This is a genomic window from Parabacteroides sp. AD58, assembly GCF_023744375.2.
Classification (GTDB): Bacteria; Bacteroidota; Bacteroidia; order Bacteroidales; family Tannerellaceae; genus Parabacteroides; species Parabacteroides absconsus.
The window spans coordinates 1,833,591-1,855,378 of sequence record NZ_CP146284.1; the positions used below are offsets into that span (position 1 = coordinate 1,833,591).

At 44.0% G+C, this 21,788-nt stretch carries 23 protein-coding genes and 3 tRNA genes; 15 read left to right on the forward strand and 11 right to left on the reverse strand.

The window, feature by feature from the left end:
• The first annotated feature begins 63 nt into the window (after nucleotides 1-63).
• The 10 genes from NEE14_RS08000 to rny all read left to right on the forward strand — a co-directional run bounded on the left by NEE14_RS08000 (nucleotide 64) and on the right by rny (nucleotide 7,861).
• Nucleotides 64-978: a hypothetical protein gene (locus NEE14_RS08000; RefSeq protein ID WP_251968672.1), complete on the forward strand. Its 915-nt coding sequence runs from the start codon at nucleotides 64-66 to the stop codon at nucleotides 976-978.
• A gap of 232 nt (nucleotides 979-1,210) precedes the next feature.
• Nucleotides 1,211-1,756, forward strand: a complete 546-nt coding sequence (locus NEE14_RS08005; protein ID WP_251968673.1) for a phosphoribosyltransferase — start codon at nucleotides 1,211-1,213, stop codon at nucleotides 1,754-1,756.
• Between the two features lie 94 nt (nucleotides 1,757-1,850).
• Nucleotides 1,851-2,423: an adenylate kinase gene (locus NEE14_RS08010; RefSeq protein WP_251968674.1), complete on the forward strand. Its 573-nt coding sequence runs from the start codon at nucleotides 1,851-1,853 to the stop codon at nucleotides 2,421-2,423.
• 76 nt (nucleotides 2,424-2,499) lie between these two features.
• Nucleotides 2,500-3,684, forward strand: a complete 1,185-nt coding sequence (gene obgE, locus NEE14_RS08015) for a GTPase ObgE (protein WP_251968675.1) — start codon at nucleotides 2,500-2,502, stop codon at nucleotides 3,682-3,684.
• Nucleotides 3,629-4,486, forward strand: a complete 858-nt coding sequence (pgeF, locus tag NEE14_RS08020; protein WP_422394689.1) for a peptidoglycan editing factor PgeF — start codon at nucleotides 3,629-3,631, stop codon at nucleotides 4,484-4,486. Before obgE ends, pgeF begins: the two co-directional genes overlap by 56 nt.
• A gap of 12 nt (nucleotides 4,487-4,498) precedes the next feature.
• Nucleotides 4,499-5,191 carry a B3/B4 domain-containing protein gene (locus NEE14_RS08025; RefSeq protein ID WP_251968676.1) on the forward strand — a complete coding sequence of 231 codons (693 nt, stop codon included), beginning with the start codon at nucleotides 4,499-4,501 and terminating at the stop codon, nucleotides 5,189-5,191.
• Between the two features lie 76 nt (nucleotides 5,192-5,267).
• A complete protein-coding gene (locus tag NEE14_RS08030) occupies nucleotides 5,268-5,471 on the forward strand; it encodes a winged helix-turn-helix domain-containing protein (RefSeq protein ID WP_251968677.1) in 204 nt (67 codons plus the stop codon).
• A gap of 153 nt (nucleotides 5,472-5,624) precedes the next feature.
• Nucleotides 5,625-5,918, forward strand: a complete 294-nt coding sequence (locus NEE14_RS08035; RefSeq protein WP_251968678.1) for a hypothetical protein — start codon at nucleotides 5,625-5,627, stop codon at nucleotides 5,916-5,918.
• Nucleotides 5,919-5,922: 4 nt separating this feature from the next.
• Complete coding sequence (locus NEE14_RS08040) at nucleotides 5,923-6,216, forward strand: cell division protein ZapA (RefSeq protein ID WP_251968679.1); 294 nt, start codon at nucleotides 5,923-5,925, stop codon at nucleotides 6,214-6,216.
• A 109-nt stretch (nucleotides 6,217-6,325) separates the two neighbouring features.
• Nucleotides 6,326-7,861 carry a ribonuclease Y gene (rny, locus tag NEE14_RS08045; RefSeq protein ID WP_251968680.1) on the forward strand — a complete coding sequence of 512 codons (1,536 nt, stop codon included), beginning with the start codon at nucleotides 6,326-6,328 and terminating at the stop codon, nucleotides 7,859-7,861.
• Between the two features lie 235 nt (nucleotides 7,862-8,096).
• Here the strand turns inward: rny and NEE14_RS08050 are convergent.
• The 4 genes from NEE14_RS08050 to NEE14_RS08065 all read right to left on the reverse strand — a co-directional run bounded on the left by NEE14_RS08050 (nucleotide 8,097) and on the right by NEE14_RS08065 (nucleotide 9,582).
• Nucleotides 8,097-8,169, reverse strand: a tRNA-Gly gene (locus NEE14_RS08050).
• Nucleotides 8,170-8,189: 20 nt separating this feature from the next.
• Nucleotides 8,190-8,272 (reverse strand) — tRNA-Tyr (locus NEE14_RS08055).
• Between the two features lie 33 nt (nucleotides 8,273-8,305).
• A complete protein-coding gene (ribH, locus tag NEE14_RS08060) occupies nucleotides 8,306-8,800 on the reverse strand; it encodes a 6,7-dimethyl-8-ribityllumazine synthase (RefSeq protein ID WP_251968681.1) in 495 nt (164 codons plus the stop codon).
• 104 nt (nucleotides 8,801-8,904) lie between these two features.
• Nucleotides 8,905-9,582 (reverse strand): tetratricopeptide repeat protein, encoded by a 678-nt coding sequence (locus tag NEE14_RS08065; protein WP_251968682.1) that lies wholly within the window; start codon nucleotides 9,580-9,582, stop codon nucleotides 8,905-8,907.
• A gap of 142 nt (nucleotides 9,583-9,724) precedes the next feature.
• Here NEE14_RS08065 and recF point away from each other — a divergent pair, with 142 nt between their 5' ends.
• Both recF and NEE14_RS08075 read left to right on the forward strand, forming a co-directional pair.
• Entirely contained in the window at nucleotides 9,725-10,825 is a 1,101-nt protein-coding gene (gene recF, locus NEE14_RS08070) for a DNA replication/repair protein RecF (protein ID WP_251968683.1), read from the forward strand.
• Between the two features lies 1 nt (nucleotide 10,826).
• Entirely contained in the window at nucleotides 10,827-11,120 is a 294-nt protein-coding gene (locus NEE14_RS08075; RefSeq protein WP_251968684.1) for a DUF721 domain-containing protein, read from the forward strand.
• Here the strand turns inward: NEE14_RS08075 and NEE14_RS08080 are convergent.
• The 5 genes from NEE14_RS08080 to NEE14_RS08100 form a co-directional block, all read right to left on the reverse strand.
• Nucleotides 11,110-11,664 carry a 5-formyltetrahydrofolate cyclo-ligase gene (locus NEE14_RS08080; RefSeq protein ID WP_251968685.1) on the reverse strand — a complete coding sequence of 185 codons (555 nt, stop codon included), beginning with the start codon at nucleotides 11,662-11,664 and terminating at the stop codon, nucleotides 11,110-11,112. The two genes, NEE14_RS08075 and NEE14_RS08080, sit on opposite strands and share 11 nt — an antisense overlap.
• Before the next feature lie 2 nt (nucleotides 11,665-11,666).
• Nucleotides 11,667-13,307, reverse strand: coding sequence for a S41 family peptidase (locus tag NEE14_RS08085; RefSeq protein ID WP_251968686.1), 1,641 nt, complete (start codon nucleotides 13,305-13,307; stop codon nucleotides 11,667-11,669).
• Between the two features lie 12 nt (nucleotides 13,308-13,319).
• Complete coding sequence (locus NEE14_RS08090) at nucleotides 13,320-13,754, reverse strand: deoxycytidylate deaminase (protein ID WP_251968687.1); 435 nt, start codon at nucleotides 13,752-13,754, stop codon at nucleotides 13,320-13,322.
• A gap of 123 nt (nucleotides 13,755-13,877) precedes the next feature.
• On the reverse strand, nucleotides 13,878-15,983 hold the full coding sequence (locus tag NEE14_RS08095; RefSeq protein ID WP_251968688.1) for a M3 family metallopeptidase: 2,106 nt from the start codon (nucleotides 15,981-15,983) through the stop codon (nucleotides 13,878-13,880).
• 340 nt (nucleotides 15,984-16,323) lie between these two features.
• Nucleotides 16,324-16,396: transfer RNA gene (locus tag NEE14_RS08100), tRNA-Gly, on the reverse strand.
• A gap of 75 nt (nucleotides 16,397-16,471) precedes the next feature.
• On the opposite strand from NEE14_RS08100, the gene argB reads away from it, so the two are divergent.
• The 3 genes from argB to NEE14_RS08115 all read left to right on the forward strand — a co-directional run bounded on the left by argB (nucleotide 16,472) and on the right by NEE14_RS08115 (nucleotide 19,799).
• The gene (argB, locus tag NEE14_RS08105; protein ID WP_251968689.1) at nucleotides 16,472-17,239 is read left to right on the forward strand and encodes an acetylglutamate kinase; all 768 of its coding nucleotides are present in this window, start codon (nucleotides 16,472-16,474) and stop codon (nucleotides 17,237-17,239) included.
• Between the two features lie 8 nt (nucleotides 17,240-17,247).
• Nucleotides 17,248-18,693 carry an ATP-binding cassette domain-containing protein gene (locus NEE14_RS08110; RefSeq protein ID WP_251968690.1) on the forward strand — a complete coding sequence of 482 codons (1,446 nt, stop codon included), beginning with the start codon at nucleotides 17,248-17,250 and terminating at the stop codon, nucleotides 18,691-18,693.
• 107 nt (nucleotides 18,694-18,800) lie between these two features.
• A complete protein-coding gene (locus NEE14_RS08115) occupies nucleotides 18,801-19,799 on the forward strand; it encodes a site-specific integrase (RefSeq protein WP_251968691.1) in 999 nt (332 codons plus the stop codon).
• Between the two features lie 117 nt (nucleotides 19,800-19,916).
• On the opposite strand, the gene NEE14_RS08120 is transcribed toward NEE14_RS08115, so the two are convergent.
• Together NEE14_RS08120 and floA are read right to left on the reverse strand one after the other, a co-directional pair.
• The gene (locus NEE14_RS08120; protein ID WP_251968692.1) at nucleotides 19,917-20,780 is read right to left on the reverse strand and encodes a nucleoside phosphorylase; all 864 of its coding nucleotides are present in this window, start codon (nucleotides 20,778-20,780) and stop codon (nucleotides 19,917-19,919) included.
• Nucleotides 20,777-21,772, reverse strand: coding sequence for a flotillin-like protein FloA (floA, locus tag NEE14_RS08125; RefSeq protein ID WP_251968693.1), 996 nt, complete (start codon nucleotides 21,770-21,772; stop codon nucleotides 20,777-20,779). Before floA ends, NEE14_RS08120 begins: the two co-directional genes overlap by 4 nt.
• Nucleotides 21,773-21,788: the final 16 nt, after the last annotated feature.

The following is a 21,788-nucleotide window of genomic DNA, read 5'->3' on the forward strand; positions in this document are numbered from 1 at the left end:
AACTTATATCAGCACTCACAAAACTGGAACAAATTATTTTTAACAAATTAACATTACTAGATTATGAAACGAACATATTATATAACAATTATAGCAATATTTCTGTCAATCAATTTTTCCGCAACAGCCAATTTAAGATGGATTCCGTTTTTATGGGAAGGAGATTCCATTTCAGGAAAATACATAGATAAAGCATACATATACATACCTGTACAAATTGAGAATATACCTCTAAAGTTTACAATGCAGTTTGACCTCGGAACGCCACAATCCGTATTTTACGAGAAAACAATGCATTCAATTATGCAAAAAGACTCTTCTTTAAGTCACAAATGGAATGATAAAACATACTCTTTCCAACACATTTCTTTAACACTAGGGAAAGAAACATTTTGCGACATAGAATTAAAGTATATGAAAAACACGGGGACTTATATACCTGAAAAAGATCTTTATAAACGACAACCTATCCATATAGGGACAATTGGGAGTGATATATTTCAAAATAAAGTATTAATTATTGACTATAAAAATCAAAGAATTGCCATCACCAACAGTATTCCAAACGAATACAAAGAAACACAGGCAATACGATTTACCATAGAAAATGGAATTATAAAACTCCCATTTTTAATAAATAATCAAGAATGCCAATTGATGTTTGACACAGGATCTAGCCCATTTGAATTAGTTACAAATCAAAACAGGGCATTAAAAATAGCTGATCCCACAATAATTGATTCATTAAGTGGCCCTTTATGGTGGGGAAAAAATATTACTTTTTATGGTTTAAATGTGACAAAACCTGTTATAGTAGCAGGTAAAACTCGTCCAACCTCTAAAGTTTTCTATGATAAAGATGGACTATGGAACTCTATTTTTGATGCATATCAAATATGGGGTATTACAGGAAATGCTTATTTCTACGACACACTAATAATCATTGACTATATCAACAATTTATTCTACGTCAAGTAGCCTTTATTAAAGGCTGATATTTATTAATTTCAATAATTTAGTTACCCAAAAGAATATCTTGCCTAAAAATGACTGGGATACATCTCTAAAGAACTACTATTCTTAACATCCTAATACAAAAATAGGATACAAAAGTTAATTAACAATGATGAAAACCCGGCGTATTTTAAAAGCAACACATTAATTATCCCCCGAAATGTTGTAACTTTGCAACCTTAAAAGCAGAGTTATTATGGATAAGATTCAACTAAAAGACAAGAAATTCAAGTTATTTATTCCGCAGGAGTCCATAGCGAAAGCGGTTGCCCAAGTGGCTCGGCAAATCGAGCAAGACATCAAACAGCAGGAAAATCGGGAGGTTTTGTTTGTCTGTATCCTGAACGGAGCCTTTATGTTCGCTTCCGAACTGATGTCGGAATTGAATGAATCTTATGAAATCACATTTGCCCGGTATTCCTCTTATGCGGGAACAAACAGCACGGGTGTCTTACACGAGATCATGCCTATCAAGGAAAACATCCAGGGAAAGACACTGATCCTGTTGGAAGACATTATCGATACGGGCTTTACGATGAAGCACGTCATCGCCAAGCTGAAAGAACAGGGTGCTGCCGAAGTCAAACTGGCAACCATGCTCTTCAAACCGGAGTCTCTGCGTTGTGACCTGAAACCGGATTACGTAGGTATGCAGATTCCACCGGCTTTTATTGTCGGACACGGATTGGATTACGACGGTCTGGGCCGTGCTTATCGGGACATCTATGTGATTGATGAGTAAACTCAAAAACTAAAATATATATGTATCATTTTGGCAATCTGGAAAGACGGAATCAGTCAAGGCCCGATTGTCAAGTAAAAAAACGAAGTGTTATATGTTGAATGTAGTTATTTTCGGTGCTCCCGGTTCAGGTAAGGGAACACAAAGTGAACTGATCATCAAAGAATATGGTTTGGATCATATCTCAACAGGTGATGTTTTGCGTTCTGAAATGAAGAATGAAACAGAACTGGGTAAAATTGCCAAAGATTACATCGAAAAAGGTCAATTGGTTCCAGATGAACTGATCGTAAACATGTTGGCAAAGGTACTGGACAGCAAAGCCAATTCAAAAGGTGTTATCTTTGATGGTTTCCCTCGTACAATCCCGCAGGCTGAAGCACTGAAGAAGATGTTGAACGAACGCGGTACTGATGTATCCATCATGTTGAACTTGCAGGTTGACGAAGACGAATTGATCAAACGTCTGTTGGAACGCGGTAAAGTATCAGGCCGTTCTGACGACAATCTGGAAACAATCAAATCTCGTCTGGAAGTTTATCACAAACAGACAGCTCCGTTGGCCGACTTCTATGTAAAAGAAGGCAAGCATGTAGCTATTAAAGGTATGGGCACTATCGAAGAAATCTTCGGCCGTATCAAAGAAGCGATCAACGCAGTAAAATAAGTTTAATCCATCCATTGGGCAAGAGGACAAGTCAGCTTCTCCCCTTGCCCATGTATAAACTCAAAAACTAACAACTATGGCTGAATCCAACTTTGTAGATTATGTAAAGATCTATTGTCGCTCAGGTAAGGGCGGACGAGGGTCTTCTCACTTTCGCCGTGCCAAATATATTCCGAAAGGTGGTCCCGACGGAGGTAACGGGGGAAGAGGAGGCCATATTTATCTTCGAGGAAACCGGAATTACTGGACGCTGCTTCACCTGAAGTATGACCGTCACATCATGGCAACCAATGGTGAAAGCGGAGGTGCCAAACGTAGTTTCGGAAAAGACGGACAAGACAAGATCATTGAAGTTCCCTGCGGAACAGTCGTCTATGACGCTGAAACAGGTGAATTCATCTGTGATGTAACAGAAGACGGTCAGAAGGTCATGCTGCTGAAAGGCGGTAAAGGCGGACTGGGTAACTGGAACTTCCGTACGGCTACCAATCAGGCGCCCCGTTATGCACAACCGGGAGAACCGGCTCAGGAGCGTTTTGTCATCCTGCAATTGAAATTATTGGCGGATGTCGGCTTGGTAGGTTTCCCGAATGCGGGTAAATCTACTTTATTATCTGTCTTATCAGCCGCCAAGCCTAAAATCGCCAATTATCCGTTTACTACCCTGGAACCGAATTTGGGAATTGTCAGCTATCGTGATAACCGTTCTTTCATTATGGCCGATATCCCGGGTATCATTGAAGGTGCCAGTGAAGGGAAAGGACTAGGACTTCGTTTCCTGCGCCATATCGAACGTAACTCATTACTGCTGTTCATGATTCCAGCTGATAGCGACGATATCAGGAAGGAATACGAAATTCTTCATAACGAGCTGGTCAAATACAATCCGGATCTGGTAAACAAGAGCCGTGTGCTGGCCATCACAAAATGTGATATGCTGGATGAAGAACTGATGAAGGAAATGGAGAAAGAACTGCCCGAAGGCATTCCGCATGTGTTTATCTCGTCGGTTGCTCAATTCGGACTGACAGAGCTGAAAGACATCCTCTGGAATGAACTGAATAAAGAGACGTTCCACGAAGCAGAAAAGATTGTCCACAAGAATATCGACGTCAGCACACTTCAGTTTGATGATGACGACGACTTTGTCTACCCGGAAGAAGAGGACGATGAAGAAGACTATGTGGAATATGAAGACTGGGACGATGAAGAATATGATGAGGAAGGAGAAGCAGACGATGATCCGTCCACTGAAAAATAACCTCGAAGTGTTGCAATTTCCCGGACTGGCCGGTAATTGCAACATTTCTCATTTTATAACCACCCGCCAGGGAGGCGTCAGTACCGGAGCTTATGCCCGCATGAATCCGGGACTTTATACCGACGATGCTCCGGATTCCATCCGTAAGAACCGGGAAATATTAGCTGAGGGAATTCAGTTGCCAGTACAGAACATCATTACACCGCATCAGACACATCAGGACCGGATCATACACATTGACTCAGCCTTCATGGCATTGACGGAAACGGAACAAAAGCAACAACTCGACGGCGTGGATGCCTTGTTCACCTCTTTGCCCCAAGTGTGCGTCAGTGTTTCAACCGCCGACTGCGTTCCCATCCTGCTGTATGCCCCTGATACGAAAACGGTTGCTGCTATTCATGCCGGTTGGCGAGGTACAGTCTTGCAAATAGCCGCTAAAACGATCCGACAGATGAGCAGAGAAACCGGATGTAATCCCGAGTTGATGCAGGCCGCCATTGGTCCGTCCATCAGCCAGGAAGCATTCGAAGTAGGTGAAGAAGTCGTCGAAGCCTTCCGGCAGTCAGGAGCCTGGACAGCAGAAGAAACCTCTTCCTTATGCTGGCATAATCCGAAAACCGGTAAAACGCATATTGACCTGTGGAAAGCCAACGAACTGCAGCTGCAGACCGAAGGTATTCTTCCCCGACAGATCGAGAATGCCCGGATTTGTACCTATCAGCACGCCGACCAATTCTTTTCTGCCCGCCGCGAAGGAATCCACAGCGGACGTATTTTATCTGGTATTTTTATCCTATAAACAGTTATCGACATGAAACAAATTTCTTTATCCAACGAAATACTGAACGCCTGTCCGGATTTACATGTTCTTGCCATTTCCTGCCAGGTAAAGAATACACCCAACGATGCGGATCTTTGGGAAATCATACACCAGGAAGAACGCCTGATCCGGGAGCAAGTCAAACTCAATGAAATCAACAAATGGCTTCCCATCCAGGCTACCCGACAGGCCTATAAGAAATTAGGGAAAGACCCGAACCGCTATCGCCCGTCGGCCGAATCACTTCGTCGACGTATCTTGCGGGAATTGCCATTATACCAGATCGATACCTTGGTTGACCTGATCAACCTAATTTCAATCCACAGCGGATATTCCATCGGCGGATTTGATGAAGACAAAATACAAGGAGACAAACTCATTCTGGGAGTCGGACAAGAAGGCGAAATCTACCACGGCATCGGCCGCGGCGAACTCAACATTGCCGGTTTACCTGTATATCGGGATGCCATCGGAGGCATCGGAACGCCCACCAGCGATGAAGAACGAACGAAAATCAGCCTGGAAACGACATCACTATTGATGATCATCAACGGCTATTCCGGGAAAGAAGGACTTCGTGAAACCGGACAATATTCCCTCGAATTACTCCGGAAATTCAATAACGCAAAAGAAATAAAAATGTCACTTATTAGTCAAAACGGACAAGAACAGATTACATTATAGCGAAAAACCTGTTTTTTTATTTTGAATTTTAATTGAAATACATATATTTGCCAGTGTTATTAAAATATCTAAAATGATGATTGAACTAATTGGAACAAACGCCGGAAAAGTTTGGAATGCTTTACACGACGGCGGAAAAATGAGTTTAAAAGCGTTGAAGAAAGCCACCAAGATCAAAGCTGAAAAAGACATGTACGCAGCTTTAGGCTGGTTGGCGAAAGAAGGAAAACTGGCCTTTGAAGAAACCGATAACGACATCTTCGTTTCTTTGATCGGCTAAATCCATTCCTCCCAAAAAGGAATCGATAAAGGGTTGTCTAGCTGTAAAAACGCAGACAACCTTTTATTTTTCCCCTTACACCGCCAAAATAATCCGCGTGAGTATTGTTATTTACAAATCTAAATCTTACTTTTGTGTACAATTTGGCAGGACATGACCGAAGACAGTAAAAGGCTACTCGTTTTATTTGAAGTCCGATTTCGAGAATTGCTAACTTTATGCGACCAGCAAAAACAAAAAATTCAAGAATTGGAAAAAGCTCTTGAAATGAAAAACACAGAGCTGGAGAAAGCTTTTGAGGATATTAAAGATTTGAATGCCAAATGCGACAATATGCTGACTGCGCACGTACTCTCGGTCCAGGAAGGAGAAGTGAGGAATGCCAAATTGCGATTGTCCAAATTAGTGCGGGAAGTTGACAAGTGCATCGCACTGCTTAATGAATAGAGCGATGAACGAAACATTTCTTATACATATAGAAATAGCAGGTAGACGATATCCAATTACGATACAAAGGGATAAAGAAGAAGAAATGCGGGCTGCGGCCAAACAGATCAACCAGAAGATTCTCCAGTATCAGAGCAAATATGGCACTCAATTGGATACACAAGATATGTTGGCAATGGTTGCTCTTCAGCTGTCAGTCGAAAACCTGACATGGGAAGACAAACATGATACAAGCCCCTTCGAGGACAAAATCCGGGAACTCAATGACGAACTGGATAAATACTTGAAGGATCAGTAATATTTTTATATACATAAGTGACTTTTCCGCACTGCCTTACATGATGCAGATCATGTAGTGTAGTGCTTTTTTATTTATAACAATTTATACGAACTTAATTATTATTTAAATGGGAATGTATATTATCATATCAATAGTGACCTTCTTCCTCGGAGGTTTACTTGTATGGCTAACAATGCGTTTCCTTTTGAAATCGAGGTATGAATCGGTGCTGCGTGAAGCAGAAAAGGAAGCGGAAGTAATTAAAAAGAACAAGCTGCTGGAAGTAAAAGAAAAGTTTATCCACCTCAAAGCGGATCTGGAGAAACAAGTATCACAACGCAATGCGAAAATCCAGTCGGTAGAGACAAAGCTGAAACAGCGCGAAATGAACCTGAGCCAACGCCAGGAAGAACTGCAGCGCAAGAATGCTGAAGTAGAAGTTGTCAAGGAAAACCTGGCATCGCAACTGGATCTGGTAGAGAAGAAGAAACAGGAACTGGAAAAACTGCATTCGAAAGAAATCGAACATCTGGAAACGCTCTCCGGCCTGTCGGCTGATGAAGCCAAAGAACGCCTGATCGAATCGTTGAAAGACGAGGCGAAATCGGAAGCGGCTTCTTACATCAACGACATCATGGAAGAAGCAAAAATGACGGCTAACAAGGAAGCGAAGAAAATCGTGATCCAGTCTATTCAGCGTGTAGCTACAGAAACAGCCATCGAGAACTCAATCACCGTCTTCCATATCGAATCGGATGAGATCAAAGGTCGTATCATCGGTCGCGAAGGACGTAATATCCGGGCTTTGGAAGCGGCTACCGGTATTGAAATCGTTGTAGATGACACACCGGAAGCTATCGTCCTGTCCGGATTTGATCCGGTTCGCCGTGAAATCGCCCGCCTAGCTTTGCACCAGTTAGTTCAAGACGGACGTATTCATCCAGCCCGTATCGAGGAAGTAGTCAACAAAGTCAAGAAACAGGTAGAAGATGAAATCATCGAAACCGGAAAGCGTACAGCCATCGACTTAGGTGTACACGGTTTGCATCCGGAACTGATCCGTCTGATCGGTAAGATGAAGTATCGTTCATCATACGGACAGAACCTGTTGCAGCACGCACGCGAAACAGCTAACTTGTGTGCCATCATGGCTTCCGAATTAGGTTTGAATCCGAAAAAGGCAAAACGCGCCGGTCTGTTGCACGATATAGGTAAAGTGCCCGATGACGAGCCTGAATTGCCACACGCAATCTTAGGTATGAAGCTTTGCGAAAAGTATAAAGAAAAGCCGGATATTGCCAATGCAGTCGGTTCGCACCATGACGAAGTGGAAATGCAGACACTATTGGCTCCGATCGTACAAGTCTGCGATGCTATCTCTGGCGCCCGTCCTGGAGCTCGCCGTGAAATCGTAGAAGCTTATATCAAGCGATTGAATGATCTGGAACAACTGGCTCTTTCCTATCCGGGCGTAGTCAAGACGTATGCTATCCAGGCAGGACGTGAATTACGCGTCATCGTTGGAGCAGACAAGATCGACGATAAGGAAACAGAAAACTTGTCGAACGAAATCGCCAAGAAGATCCAAGATGAAATGACTTATCCGGGCCAGGTTAAGATTACCGTTATCCGCGAAACCAGAGCGGTAAGTTATGCAAAATAACAACAGATAATTTATCCTATCTAAATAAGCGAGGCTGTATCGGTTGGTACAGCCTCGTTTGCTTTATAAGCCAACAGAGATATCCCTCTCTGTATCCTGATTCTTCCAGAAACTTCCTTCTCACGGAAAATAACCTATAAGCCCAATTACAGGCAACTACAGACCTTTTACGTTGATACTTGGTTTCCCCCATAACAAAAAAGAGGACACATCAAAAAGATGTATCCTCTTATTGAGCGGAAGACGGGACTCAAACCCGCGACCCTCAGCTTGGAAGGCTAATGCTCTATCGACTGAGCTACTTCCGCAGGAAGCAAGTAAGAAGAAGTGGGCAGTGATGGATTCGAACCACCGAAGGCGTAAGCCAGCTGAGTTACAGTCAGCCCCATTTGGCCACTCTGGTAACTGCCCCTCTGTTTCTCAATTGCGATGCAAAGGTAAGAACTAATTTTGTAACTTGCAAGAAAAATCGATCATTTTTATTGCAGTTACGGCAGCTTCATCCCCTTTATTTCCATATTTACCACCAGCACGATCTTCAGCCTGCTGCATATTATCGGTCGTTAACAAGCCGAATATGAATGGAATATCATACATCAGATTCAACTCTGTAATGCCTTGCGTAACGCCTGAACAAACATAATCAAAATGTGGCGTATCACCTTTTACGACACATCCCAAAACAATGACTGCATCTACATCTTTCTCATCGGCCAGCCGTTTTGCACCGAATGTCAGTTCAAAACTACCGGGAACACGCTTGACAATGATGTTTTCAGGTTTTACTCCGTGTCTCTCCAACGTATTGCATGCACCTTCCAATAACTTTTCAGTTATCACCTTGTTCCATTCTGCAACAACGATTCCGACATTCATTTCTGAAGCGTCTGGAACGCTGTTAAAATCATAATCTGATAAATTCTGATAAGCTGTAGCCATAATTACTATAATGAATAAAAACAAAAAGAGGATGCCTTTTCCTGTTTTCATCAAGCAAGGGCATCCTCATTTCTATCAAGTTTAACAATAATCTTATCTAACAGTTATTTTGCCAAAGCAGTCGCACGGGCAATATATTTATCGATATCGGCTGCTTCCATTGAATTAAAGTATTTTTCTTTAATCTGTGTGTACGATTTAACAGCATCTGCATATTGCTGCAAAGATTCGTAAGCAATACCGGCCTTCTTCAAATAGATCGGACTGATTACTTCATTATTGGCCTCTTTAGCGGCTTTTTCAAAATAACTGATTCCTTCTTTTACATTTCCGGCATTTACATAGCAGTCGCCAATCAATCCGACAATTGCCGGAGAAACCATCTGATCACTTGCACTGAAAGATTTCAGCATATCGATGGCCTTTTCATTATCACCCAACTTAAAGTAACAGATTCCGGCGTAAGCTTTGGCCAGATTACCGGCATCCGTAAAACCATATTCATCGGCAATAGCGGCAAAACCCTCATAATCGGCGCCGTTACCATTCAGGGCCAGCTGGAAAGAATCACGGGCAAAATATTGTTCTCCCTTAAACATGGCTGCAGCCGCTTTCTTCTGCTGAGGCATTACATATCCATGCTTATAACCTAAAAATGCACCCACAATCACGGCAATCGCCAAAATACCAAAGATAATCTTCTTTGAATTGCTTTCAATAAATAGTTCCGATCTCGAAACAAGTTCTTCTACTTCTACGGTTTCCTTTTCTTTAGTAGCCATAATTTGTTTATAGTTATTTTATTAATCTTTTCTTATGCCCAAAGCCTTTTTTAGCTTCAAAGCGCAAAAGTAGTTTTTTTTGCCGACATAATCGATATATACAAGTATATTTTTTACTTTTGTAAGCACTAAAATCAATTCAATGGTACTGAAACAGCTTTCTATTCTGAATTACAAAAACATAGTCCAGGCAGAAGTCGATTTTTCACCCAAGATCAATTGCTTCTTCGGAAAAAACGGAATGGGCAAAACCAATTTCATGGATGCCATTTATTATCTGTCGTTCTGCAAAAGCCACATCAATACGCCCGACAGTATGATTATCCGGAATAATCAGGACATGTGTGTACTGCAAGGCATCTATGACTACGACGGACGGACGGAAGAATTGTTTTGCGGTATCCGGCATAAACAGAGAAAGCAGTTTAAGCGCAACAAGAAAGAATACGGAAAGCTGTCGGAACACATCGGTCTGTTGCCTCTGGTCATGATCTCGCCGGCCGATACGGAACTGATACAAGGAGGAAGTGAAGAAAGACGCCGGTTTATGGATCTGATCATTTCCCAGCAAGATAAAAATTACCTGCATGCCCTCATCCAATACAACAAAGCCCTCTTGCAGCGGAATACATTGCTGAAAGAACAAAGTCGGGATACATCCTTGTTTGAGGCCTTGGAAATGCAATTAGCAATGTATGGAGAACAGATTTTCCAGAAGAGAAAGCTATTGGTAGAAAAGCTGGTTCCTCTGTTCAACCAGTTCCACCAGCAGATCTGCTGCTCGGCCGAATCGGTTAATCTGCATTATATCTCTCAATTGGAAGAGACACCTTTGGAGGAAAAGTTACGAAACACCCGGGAAAGAGACTGGGTGATCGGCTATACGACATCCGGAATTCACAAGGACGAACTGGAAATGAAACTGGATGATGCGCTGATCAGGCGCGTCGGCTCGCAAGGCCAGCAAAAGACTTACCTCATTGCCTTGAAACTGGCTCAGTATTCGCTCCTCGCACAACAGGGAACGACAGCTCCTTTGCTGTTACTGGATGATATTTTCGATAAACTGGATGCAGAACGTGTCGCACAGATTATCCGGCTGGTCAGTGATGAACAGTTTGGACAAATCTTCATTACCGATACCAACCGCAAGTATCTGGATAAAATACTGGAAACCATGAATCATGATTTTGCCTTATTCGAAGTGGAACAAGGCTGCATTAAACCCTTAAAAGAGGCATGAAATGAGACGAACCAACGTACAAACCCTTGGAGAAATACTCCGCGACTTCTTTGAAGACAATCCGGAAATCTATGAAAAGATCATGGAAGCCCGTATCGAACGGACATGGCCCAAAGTATTAGGACCGATGGCCCAACAATATACAAGCCACATGTACATCCGTGACCGGATCTTATATGTATATATGAAGTCGGCTGTACTCCGCTCTGAACTGCTGCTCTGCAAAGATAAGCTGAGAGACAGCATCAATAAAGAGTTAGGTTCCGGCTATCTGTTCGACTTAGTCATCCGATGATTTCGCGCTCGGTAATCACCAGATCCATCTTTTTATCAAAGTCTTCTACCGGAATTTGATCTCGCAGCTGAAAAGAATACCCGATGCCTATCTTCGGAACAGACAAGGTTGACAACAAACGGTCATAAAAGCCTCTTCCCCGCCCCATTCGGTTTAATCGGCGGTCGAATGCTACGCCCGGAACAATGATCAGATCAATTTCCTTTTCGATGGATACAGACTGCGGAGTGACAATGGGTTCGATAATCCCGAAAGCACCTTTCTTGACAGAATCCGGTCCGGTATAAGGCAAGAGTAATAAATCATTGCCCTGCACTACCGGCAAGGCCAGACGTTTCTTCCGGTACCAGCGTTCGAGAAAAGCGGCCGTCTGTACTTCTCCCGGCAAAGCATGGTAACAAGCAACGGCATGAGCCTGCCGGAACAATTCAGTTTGTTCCAACAGGCTCATGAGCTGATCCGACCAGTCTTGTAACTGTTCGGGTGAATATAATTTCTTTTGCCGGGCTATTTCGTGCCGCAGCTGTTGTTTCTCTTCGTGCATGCCTACAAGCTTTTTTCTGTATCCAATGCAATCGGATAAGCTTTTCCGGATTTTAATACCTCAACCGCTTTCTTGATTGTAATATCATCGCTCAAGAATACCGGATAAAAGCCGTCATCCTCAAAGAAGTTCCGGATAATATAAGCCTGCAGCTGTATCTCAATTAGTTTGTATGAAATAGCAATCAGGTTCGGACGTTTCCTTATCCCCTGTGTAACCGCATAATTGGTGAAGTTAGAAACCAACGGCTGCTGTTTCAGGTAAGCCCACAATTCTTTATAATCCTTGAAGGAAGAGAATTTCTCCTTGTTTTTATCCGAATAATCCAACGCATACAAATACAAGACACCGCTATTGATGATATTCGAAAAATAAGAAGTGATTCCGCTTGTATCACGCGGGATAAAGATATCCGGCATAATACCGCCGCCGCCATAAACCGTACGGCCACCCACGGTCTGGTACTGCAACGAAGCATCCAGTTTTATACTGTCGGCCGAATCAAATTCACCATGCATGTAGCGGTTGTAAATATCCTGATCGTAGTCTTCTGCCTCCCCTAATTTATATTGCTTCTGAATGCATCGTCCTGAAGGTGTATAATAACGGGCCACTGTAAGGCGAATTTCAGAACCGTCATTCAGTTTAATCGGCGACTGAACCAGTCCTTTTCCATAAGTACGCCGGCCAATAATCAATCCGCGGTCATTATCCTGAATAGCTCCGGAGACAATCTCGCTGGCCGAAGCCGAAATTTCATCCGTCAGAATGACAACCGGATTCTCTTTACACGTTCCGGTTCCGTTTGCATACGAATCAAAACGGGGAAAAGCTTTTCCTTCTGCATACACAATCAGGCGGCCTTCCGGCATGAATTCATTCACCATATTGATGGCTGCATCCATATATCCTCCCGTGTTTCCGCGTAAGTCAATAATAAACGACTGGCAATTCTGTTGTTTCAATTTGGCAATGGCCGTGATAAACTCATTATAGGTCGTGCGGCCGAACTTGCTTACTTTGATATATCCGATGCCTTCGCTTACCACATACGAAACATCAACCGTATTTACCGGGACATCACCTCGAGTTACCTCAACATAAAACAATTCCGGATTATCATTTCGCTTGATACCTAGTTTAACGGTACTGTTCTTGGCACCACGCAAAACCTTCTTCACATTGTCCGGGTTCATTTTCATACCGGCATACACCGAATCATTGATGGTTACAATACGGTCAAACAGCTTCAGTCCGGCCTTTTCCGACGGTCCGCCCGGAACTACGCCCGTTACCAGGATCGTATCGGTCTGCATATTGAAAGAAACACCGATACCGCTGAAAGAACCTTCCAGATCTTCCGAGACAGCCGAAGCATCTTCTGCCGAGATATAAACAGAATGCGGATCCAGCTCACTGAAAATCTTCGGCACAGCACCTTCAATCAGCTCCGACATATTTACCGTATCGACATACTGCTCTTCTATGATGTCAAGAATGGCATCAATCTTGTTGCCCGACAGAAAATGTCTTTTCCGTCCCTGATTAGAGAGCCAATAATAATTACCAATAAATATACCCAACGCGATACTGGCTGCAATAATCACCGGCAACCAGATAGTCATTCGCTTGTTTTTGTCCATAAGACGTGTCCTTTATTCGTTTAAGTCTATATAATCAACCTGTATATTTGCCTTCTTCAATAAATCACATCCTTCTTCCGTCCGATACTTTTCCGAATAAACTACCCGGACGATTCCCGACTGTATAATCAGCTTAGAGCACTCTATACACGGAGCCGAAGTTACGTAAATCGTAGCCCCTTTACTGCTATTCGACGAAGCAGCCACTTTCGTAATGGCATTGGCCTCGGCATGCAATACATAAGGAAGAGTTACATTGTTTTCATCCTCACAAACATTCTCAAACCCGGAAGGCGTTCCGTTATACCCATCAGAAATAATCATCTGGTCTTTTACGATCAATGCTCCTACCTGCCTTCTTTTGCAGTATGAGTTTTCAGCCCAGATAGAAGCCATGCGCAAATACCGCTTGTCCAGTTCGTGTTGCTTGTCTGTCTTATTGATCATTGTCTTATATTTTTAACCAAAAAGGCGTACCGTTTGTTGTCCGGTACGCCTTTTGCATATTCTACCGTAACAATCAAGGCACAAAATTAATCAATTTGCCTCAACTGCTACTTCTTTATCCGCTTATTTTTTAATACCATTACGAATTAGCAAGGCATCGATGGTTGGATCCTGTCCTCTGAATCGTTTATACAAGACAGCCGGATCTTCCGTTCCACCTTTTGAGAGGATATTATCATAGAAAGATTTGGCTACTTCCTTGTTGAAAATTCCTTTTTCCTTGAATACCGAGAAGGCATCTGCATCCAGCACTTCTGCCCATTTATAACCATAATATCCGGCTGCATAACCACCGGCAAACAGATGACCGAAGCTGGTACTCATGCAAGCCTCGGGAACTTCCGGAACAACGGCAGCCGGAGCCCAGGCTTTCTTCTCGAAGGCTACGACATCGCCCTCGAACGGTTCCGTAATTGTATGCCAAGCCATATCCAGCAAACCGAAACTTACCTGACGGCAGCAGGCATATCCGGTGTTGAAATTGGAAGCATCGATCAGCTTCTGTACGAGCTCCTGCGGTATCTTCTCGCCGGTCTGGTAATGAACGGCAATCTGATCCAGATATTCTTTCTCGGTCAGCCAGTTCTCCATGATCTGAGAAGGCAGTTCCACAAAGTCCTGATAAACACTCGTACCGGAAAGGCTTGCATACGTTCCGTTGGCACAGATACCATGCAGGGCATGACCAAACTCATGCAACAGGGTTTCAACCTCATCGAAAGTCAGCAGAGAAGGTTTCGTATCAGTCGGACGGGTGAAGTTCATGACAATGATGATCTGTGGACGAACATCCTTGCCTTTCGCATCGCGGTACTGTGAGCGGATGCCATTCATCCAGGCACCAGACTGTTTTCCTTCGCGCGGGAAGAAATCGGTATACAGCACAGCCTTGAAATTGCCTTCCGCATCATACACTTCATAAGCCTGTACTTCTTTGTCGTAAACAGGGATCTTCTTGTTTTCCTTGAATGTCAGGCCATACAACTGGGTAGCCAGTCCGAATACACCTTTCTTGACATTCTCCAACTGGAAATACGGACGGGTCATTTCGTCGTTCACCTTAAAGCGCAGGTCTTTCAGTTTCTCTGAATAATAACTCCAGTCCCAAGGCATGACTTGCATATTCTGTTGTTCCATTCCCATGGCAAATCCCTGTACCGCATTATATTCATTGATGGCTACCGGCTTATAGGCATCCAGCAACTGATTCAGCAACTTATATACATTATCCGTATTCTTGGCCATCTTATGCGATAACTCGAATGCGGCATAATTAGGATAACCCATTAACTGGGCCAGAGCCAAACGTCCGTTCACCAGTTTCCGGATGATTTCCTTATTATCATATTCATCACCTTTGTTGCCTGTACTCATATAAGCACGATACATCTTTTCACGCAGCGCGCGGGAATCGGCATAACGCATGAAAGGCACGTAGCTCGGCGCATCTAAGGTAAACAACCAGCCTTCTTTTCCTTTCTCCTTAGCCAGATGAGCGGCTGCCTCACGGATACTTTCCGGCAGGCCGGCGATATCTTTCTCGTCAGTCAGCAACATCTCAAACCGGTTCTGGTCTTTCAGCGCATTCTGGTCGAACTGCAAAGACAACAGACTCAGCTCCGTACTCAAAGCCCGGTATTTCTCTTTATCTTCTGCACTCAAGGTGGCTCCGCTTTCCTGGAAGGCCCGATAGGTTTCGTCTAATAAGCGGGCATCTTCGATGGATAAATTCAACGACTGACGCTGGTCATAAACGGCCTTAACACGGGCAAAAAGCTTTTCGTTCAAATAAATATTATTCGAACTTTCCGTCAGATCAGGAGAAATTCGCTGAGAGATTTCCATCATCTCGTCATTGGCGTTTGCACTCAACACATTGAAGAAGGCGCCACTCACCCGGCTCAATAATTCACCGCTCCGTTCCAATGCCACAATTGTGTTCTCGAATGTAGCGGGTTCGGCGTTATTGGCAATCTTATCAACCTCTTCCTTTAACTCAGCGATGCCTCTTTTGAAAGCCGGTTCATAGTGTTCCGTCTTAATTTTGTCGAATGGAGGCGTCTCAAACGGAGTTTTGTATTTTCCAAAAAATGGATTTGATTCTGCCTGTACCATAATATTTGAACTTAAACCAAATAGTAAAATAGCATTACACAATAAATTCTTCATACACACACTCTTTATTATTTCTAATTCGCAAAGGTACATTTTTTAAGCTAATACGAACATCAAATAGAATCTTTAACAAAGACGTTTCTCCATTCTTCTAAATAGCATAGCAAGCGATTCACCCTGCAAATCAGTATAAAAGCTACGAGCTTTTAATTGTTTGACAGATGTCGTAAAGCTTTACCATATCTATGAAAAAGCTTTTTGACAATTGTGATAAAGCTTTTCGACAACTGTGATAAAGCTACTTCCAAACGGATTTCAAACTTCTATCCGCTAAAGTTTAGTCCATAAAAAAAGCAGCTACCTAATCATAGATAACTGCTTATTCACTGAATAGAGCGGCAAACGGGACTCGAACCCGCGACCCTCAGCTTGGGAAGCTGATGCTCTACCAACTGAGCTACTGCCGCAAGACGGTGCAAATATAGAGATTTCTTTCTTTTTTTCTTACCTTTGGGGCAAAAATCTTACAAAATATTTTCACAATGGAAAAATTAACCCTGATTAAAGTAGGTGGTAAAATCGTGGAAGAACCCGATACGCTGCAACAATTGCTCCGTGATTTTTCTTCCATTGACGGCTACAAAGTTCTGGTTCACGGAGGAGGACGCTCGGCTACCAAGATAGCTTCACAGCTGGGCATCGAGAGCCAGATGGTAAACGGACGACGCATCACGGATGCTGAGATGCTGAAAGTCGTAACGATGGTGTACGGCGGATTAGTAAACAAGAATATTGTAGCCGGACTCCAGGCATTACAAGTCAATGCCTTAGGGCTGACCGGTGCCGACATGAACATCATGCGCTCATACAAACGCCCGGTAAAAGATGTAGATTATGGTTTTGTGGGCGATGTCAAAGAAGTCAACGCCGATGTACTGGCTTCACTGATCAAACAAGGTATCGTCCCGGTACTGGCTCCGCTGACACACGACAAACAAGGGCACATGCTCAACACCAACGCTGATACCATTGCCGGCGAAGCTGCCAAGGCTTTAGCCAAATACTTTGACGTAACGCTGATGTTCTGCTTCGAAAAGAAAGGCGTTTTACTAAATGAGCAAGACGACGAGAGCGTCATTCCTGAAATCGACCGCGTTTCTTTCCAGAAATATGTAGACGAAGGCATCATCCAAGGCGGTATGATTCCTAAATTGGAAAACGCATTCCAGGCCATTGATGCCGGAGTGAAACAAGTCATTATCACCCAAGCTTCCGAAATACACAAGAATACAGGAACCCGCGTTCATTAACCATTCGTATGGAAAAAGAAATTGTTCATATCAGTCAAGTAGTCACCCGACTGCCCGAGCTTCGTTTTGCCGATCCCGTTGAATGGCGGATCTGCGAAGGAGAACAATGGGCCGTAATTGGTCCGAATGGTGGCGGAAAGACGCTGATCGCCGACATCATGCAGCGCAAGTTCGCCTTTCGGGAAGGAGAAGTACGCTACAACCGGGAAGGGAAAGTCAGCGACATCATCAAAAGCATTGCGTTCAAAGACATTTATTCGCTGGCCGACTGCCGGAACAGCTATTACCAGCAACGCTGGCATGCCACCGAAGCAGATGATGTTCCTACCGTTGCCGAGACATTATCTGAATACGAAGGGACCGACAATCTGAAAGAAGTCCTGCATATCTTCGGCATCGAAGACCTGCTGCCCAAGAAACTGATTTACCTCTCAAGCGGAGAACTCCGGAAATTCCTGATCGTCCGCACACTGTTAAGCCGCCCGGAAGTATTAATCCTCGACAATCCATTTATCGGACTGGATGCTCCGTCACGCGACCTGCTGGTAGATATGCTCGGACAGCTGTCGAAACTGCACGGCGTACAAGTCATTCTGCTCTTATCTAATCCGGCTGATATTCCGGATATGATTACGCATGTATTGCCCGTTGCCGGGAAGAAATGTTATCCGCCCATGACCCGGGAAGCCTTTCTGGCAGATACCGACTTCATCCAGCAGTTATTCCCGGAACAAGATTGGAAGAACATCGAACTTCCGGTCGACAAGAACAAACAGCCAGCCACCCACGAAGTCACTTTCCGAATGGAACACGTATGTATCCGCTACGGGAAACGGACAATCCTGAAAGACCTGGACTGGGAAGTGCGGAACGGCGAAAAATGGGCCTTGTTTGGTCCGAACGGCGCCGGCAAATCTACCTTACTAAGTCTGGTCTATGCCGATAATCCACAATCGTATGCCAATACGCTCTACCTATTCGACAAGAAAAGAGGTTCAGGCGAAAGTATCTGGGAAATCAAGAAACGGATCGGATATGTTTCTCCGGAGATGCATTTGTATTATATGGAGAATGTTCCGACACTCCAGATTGTAGGTTCCGGTTATTTCGATTCAATCGGTCTGTTCCGGAAATGCAATGAAGAGCAGAACGAAGGAGCCTTGAAATGGATGCGGGTATTCGGCATCGAACACTTGAAAGACCGTTCTTTCCTGACCTTATCGTCGGGTGAACAGCGACTGGCTTTACTGGCACGAGCCTTTGTAAAAGACCCGGATCTGATTATCCTGGATGAACCGCTGCACGGACTGGATGTCAGCAATAAGAAACGAGCCGCAGCCATCATTGAGCAGTTCTGTGAACGCCCGGGCAAGACGCTGATCTATGTAACACACTATCCGCATGAATTGCCGGCCTGTGTTAACCAGACATTTAAGCTGGTTAAACATCTATAAAAAAGATTATTCTTATAGCTTTCCCAGCTGTAAGAATAATCTTTTTGATTACTAAACCCATTCTAACCAAAGAGAAGAAACGTCTCTTCTCCTTAAAATTTAATAGTATGGGAAATATACAGTATTCAGTAACAGACATTTGTTACACCTTCTACCGTTCGTCCAGCCCGTTTGACTCCACTCCAGCCAATTACGCGGAGAATGAGAAAGACAAGTCATTCATTGCCTTCATCAAACAGGAAATCACCAGCCATGAGATGAAAGAATCGACCCGAAAGAATCATGAATCGACCATCAACCTTCTCAGGCGATTCAAACCAAGTATCAGCTTTAATGACATCAATTATCAGTTTGTCTGTGACTTCGAGGCGTACATGGAGTCTCTTGCTTACCACAAGAATACCATTGCCAAGCACCTGAAGCAGTTGAAGCGGCACATCAACACCGCCATCAACAAAGATCTGATCAATCCGAAGCAATATCCGTTCCGCAGGTACAAGATCAAAACACAGGCTTCTACCCGTAATCATCTCACGCCCGATGAACTTAAGAAGATAGAAGCTCTTCCTTCCCGAAACTACAGAGGCATCAACCGCTGCCGGGATATGTTTCTGTTCAGTTGTTATACAGGTCTCCGTTTCTCAGACATCACCCGGCTCCGACAAGAGAATTTCCAACTTATTGACGGAAAATGGTGGTTAATCTTTAAAAGTCTGAAGACGGGCGTACACATCAAATTACCCATATACATGCTGTTCGACGGAAAAGCAGTCGGGATTTACAAGAAATATGGTCATCTTAATTTCAAGACTTCATTATTCGGACTTTCTACAACCAGCAACTCTGCAACCAACAAACAATTGAAAATGGTGGCCAAAAAAGCTCATGCAAATAAACACATCTCATTTCATACGGCACGGCATACCTGTGCTACCTTATTATTATATAACGGAGTACAGCTGACTACTGTACAAAAGCTGCTCGGACATCAGAGTATCCGCACAACAGAGGTTTACAGCGATATCATGGATATGACAATCATCCGGGATCTGGAAGATGCCAAAAAGAAGAAAAAGAACAGGAATAAAATGCAGACAACTGATTGATGTAACAGAATCTTTTACCCAAAGCATTCGACAGGGTTTTCTGAAGGAATAAGAAGAGAAAAGCCAGGCTTCATGCACAACAGGATTTTCCCCAAACCTGTTGTGCATCGCTGGCAATCAAATCCGATTCAGGACTTTCTGAATCAGATCCGGCATTAAATCTTTATATTGCGTATTCATATTTCCACCCAGACGATCGGCTATAATACAACAGACGGTCATAGCCCGATGTCCCATCAAGGATGCTAATCCAGACAAGGATGAGCTTTCCATCTCGAAATTAGTGATCTGGTACTTTTCCCAACAGAAAGATTCGATCTTATGATTCAAATCCGGATCAGCCAGTCCCAGACGAACCCGGCGTCCTTGCGGACCATAGAAACCGTTGGCCGCGATTGTCACCCCATGAATCATATCATCCTGGCAGATCTGTTCTATCAATGAAGTATCCGCCGAAACCACATAAGGTTTGATCCGATCCAGTTTCCAGTCCAGCTGACTTAATAAAGCCTGTTCAAAAGCCAGATCCCGTACTTTCTCATTTCCGGCATAGAAATACAATACACCGTCAAAGCCGATGGATTTGGCAGCAGCCACATACGAGCCTATCGGAGTAAATGGCTGCAAACCGCCACTCGTACCAATGCGCACCAGTGACAACTGGCGGAACTCCGGCTTTACAGTACGCGTCTTGAAATCCACATTAGCCAGAGCATCCAGTTCGGTCAGAACAATATCGATGTTATCCGTTCCGATGCCATGAGAGACAGCCGAAATTCTCTTTCCCCGATACGTTCCCGTAATCGTATGAAATTCCCGGCTCGACACTTCGCATTCTTTTGTATCAAAGAAAGAAGCGACCAGCGAAACACGCGCCGGATCACCTACCAGGATAACCCGGTCGGCCAGTTGTTCCGGCTTGACATGCAGATGAAAAACACTTCCATCTGCATTAATGACTAATTCGGATGACGCTATCATTCTTTCAAAGGTTTAGAGGATGAACCCGTTGAAGACGGCTTTGCAATTGCATCCCGCATGGAAGTATCGGCTTCGATATTCTTCATCCGGTAGTAATCCATTACGCCTAAATTACCTGAACGGAAGGCTTCTGCCATCGCTTTCGGTACTTCAGCTTCGGCCTCGATTACCTTGGCACGAGCTTCCTGTGCTTTCGCCTTCATTTCCTGTTCCAAAGCAACAGCCATCGCACGACGTTCCTCGGCTTTGGCCTGCGCAATATTCTTATCGGCCTGTGCCTGATCCATCAACAGATAGGCTCCGATATTCTTACCTATGTCAATATCAGCAATATCAATGGAAAGAATCTCAAAGGCAGTTCCGGCATCCAGACCTTTCCGCAACACTAACTTCGAAATGGAATCCGGATTTTCCAATACCGATTTATGGGATTCGGAAGAACCGATTGACGAAACGATGCCTTCACCTACACGGGCCAGCACAGTCTCTTCGCCGGCACCACCCACCAACTGCTTGATATTCGCACGCACCGTCACACGAGCTTTGGCAATCAGCTGAATACCATCCTTAGCCACAGCCGTTACCGGAGGCGTATTAATTACTTTCGGATTAACCGACATCTGTACGGCTTCAAATACATCTCGACCAGCAAGGTCAATGGCCGTTGCCATCTGAAAGGTCAGTTCGATATTGGCCTTCGAAGCCGAAACCAGGGCATGCACTACCTTTTCCACATGACCACCTGCCAAATAGTGTGCTTCCAGCTCATCACGGGTAAGCGTTTTCAATCCGGCTTTGTGAGCTTCAATCATCGCCTGGGTAATTACATAAGGCGGAACCTTACGGATTCGCATCAGGAACAGTTGGAGCAAAGAGATATTTACCCCTGATACTTTCGCCGAAATCCACAGCAGGAACGGCACATAGTAAAAGAAAATGATCAGCAGCAGAACGACCGCTCCTGCTACCACTAAAGGAAATGTTGTGTCCATCATCGTATATAATTTA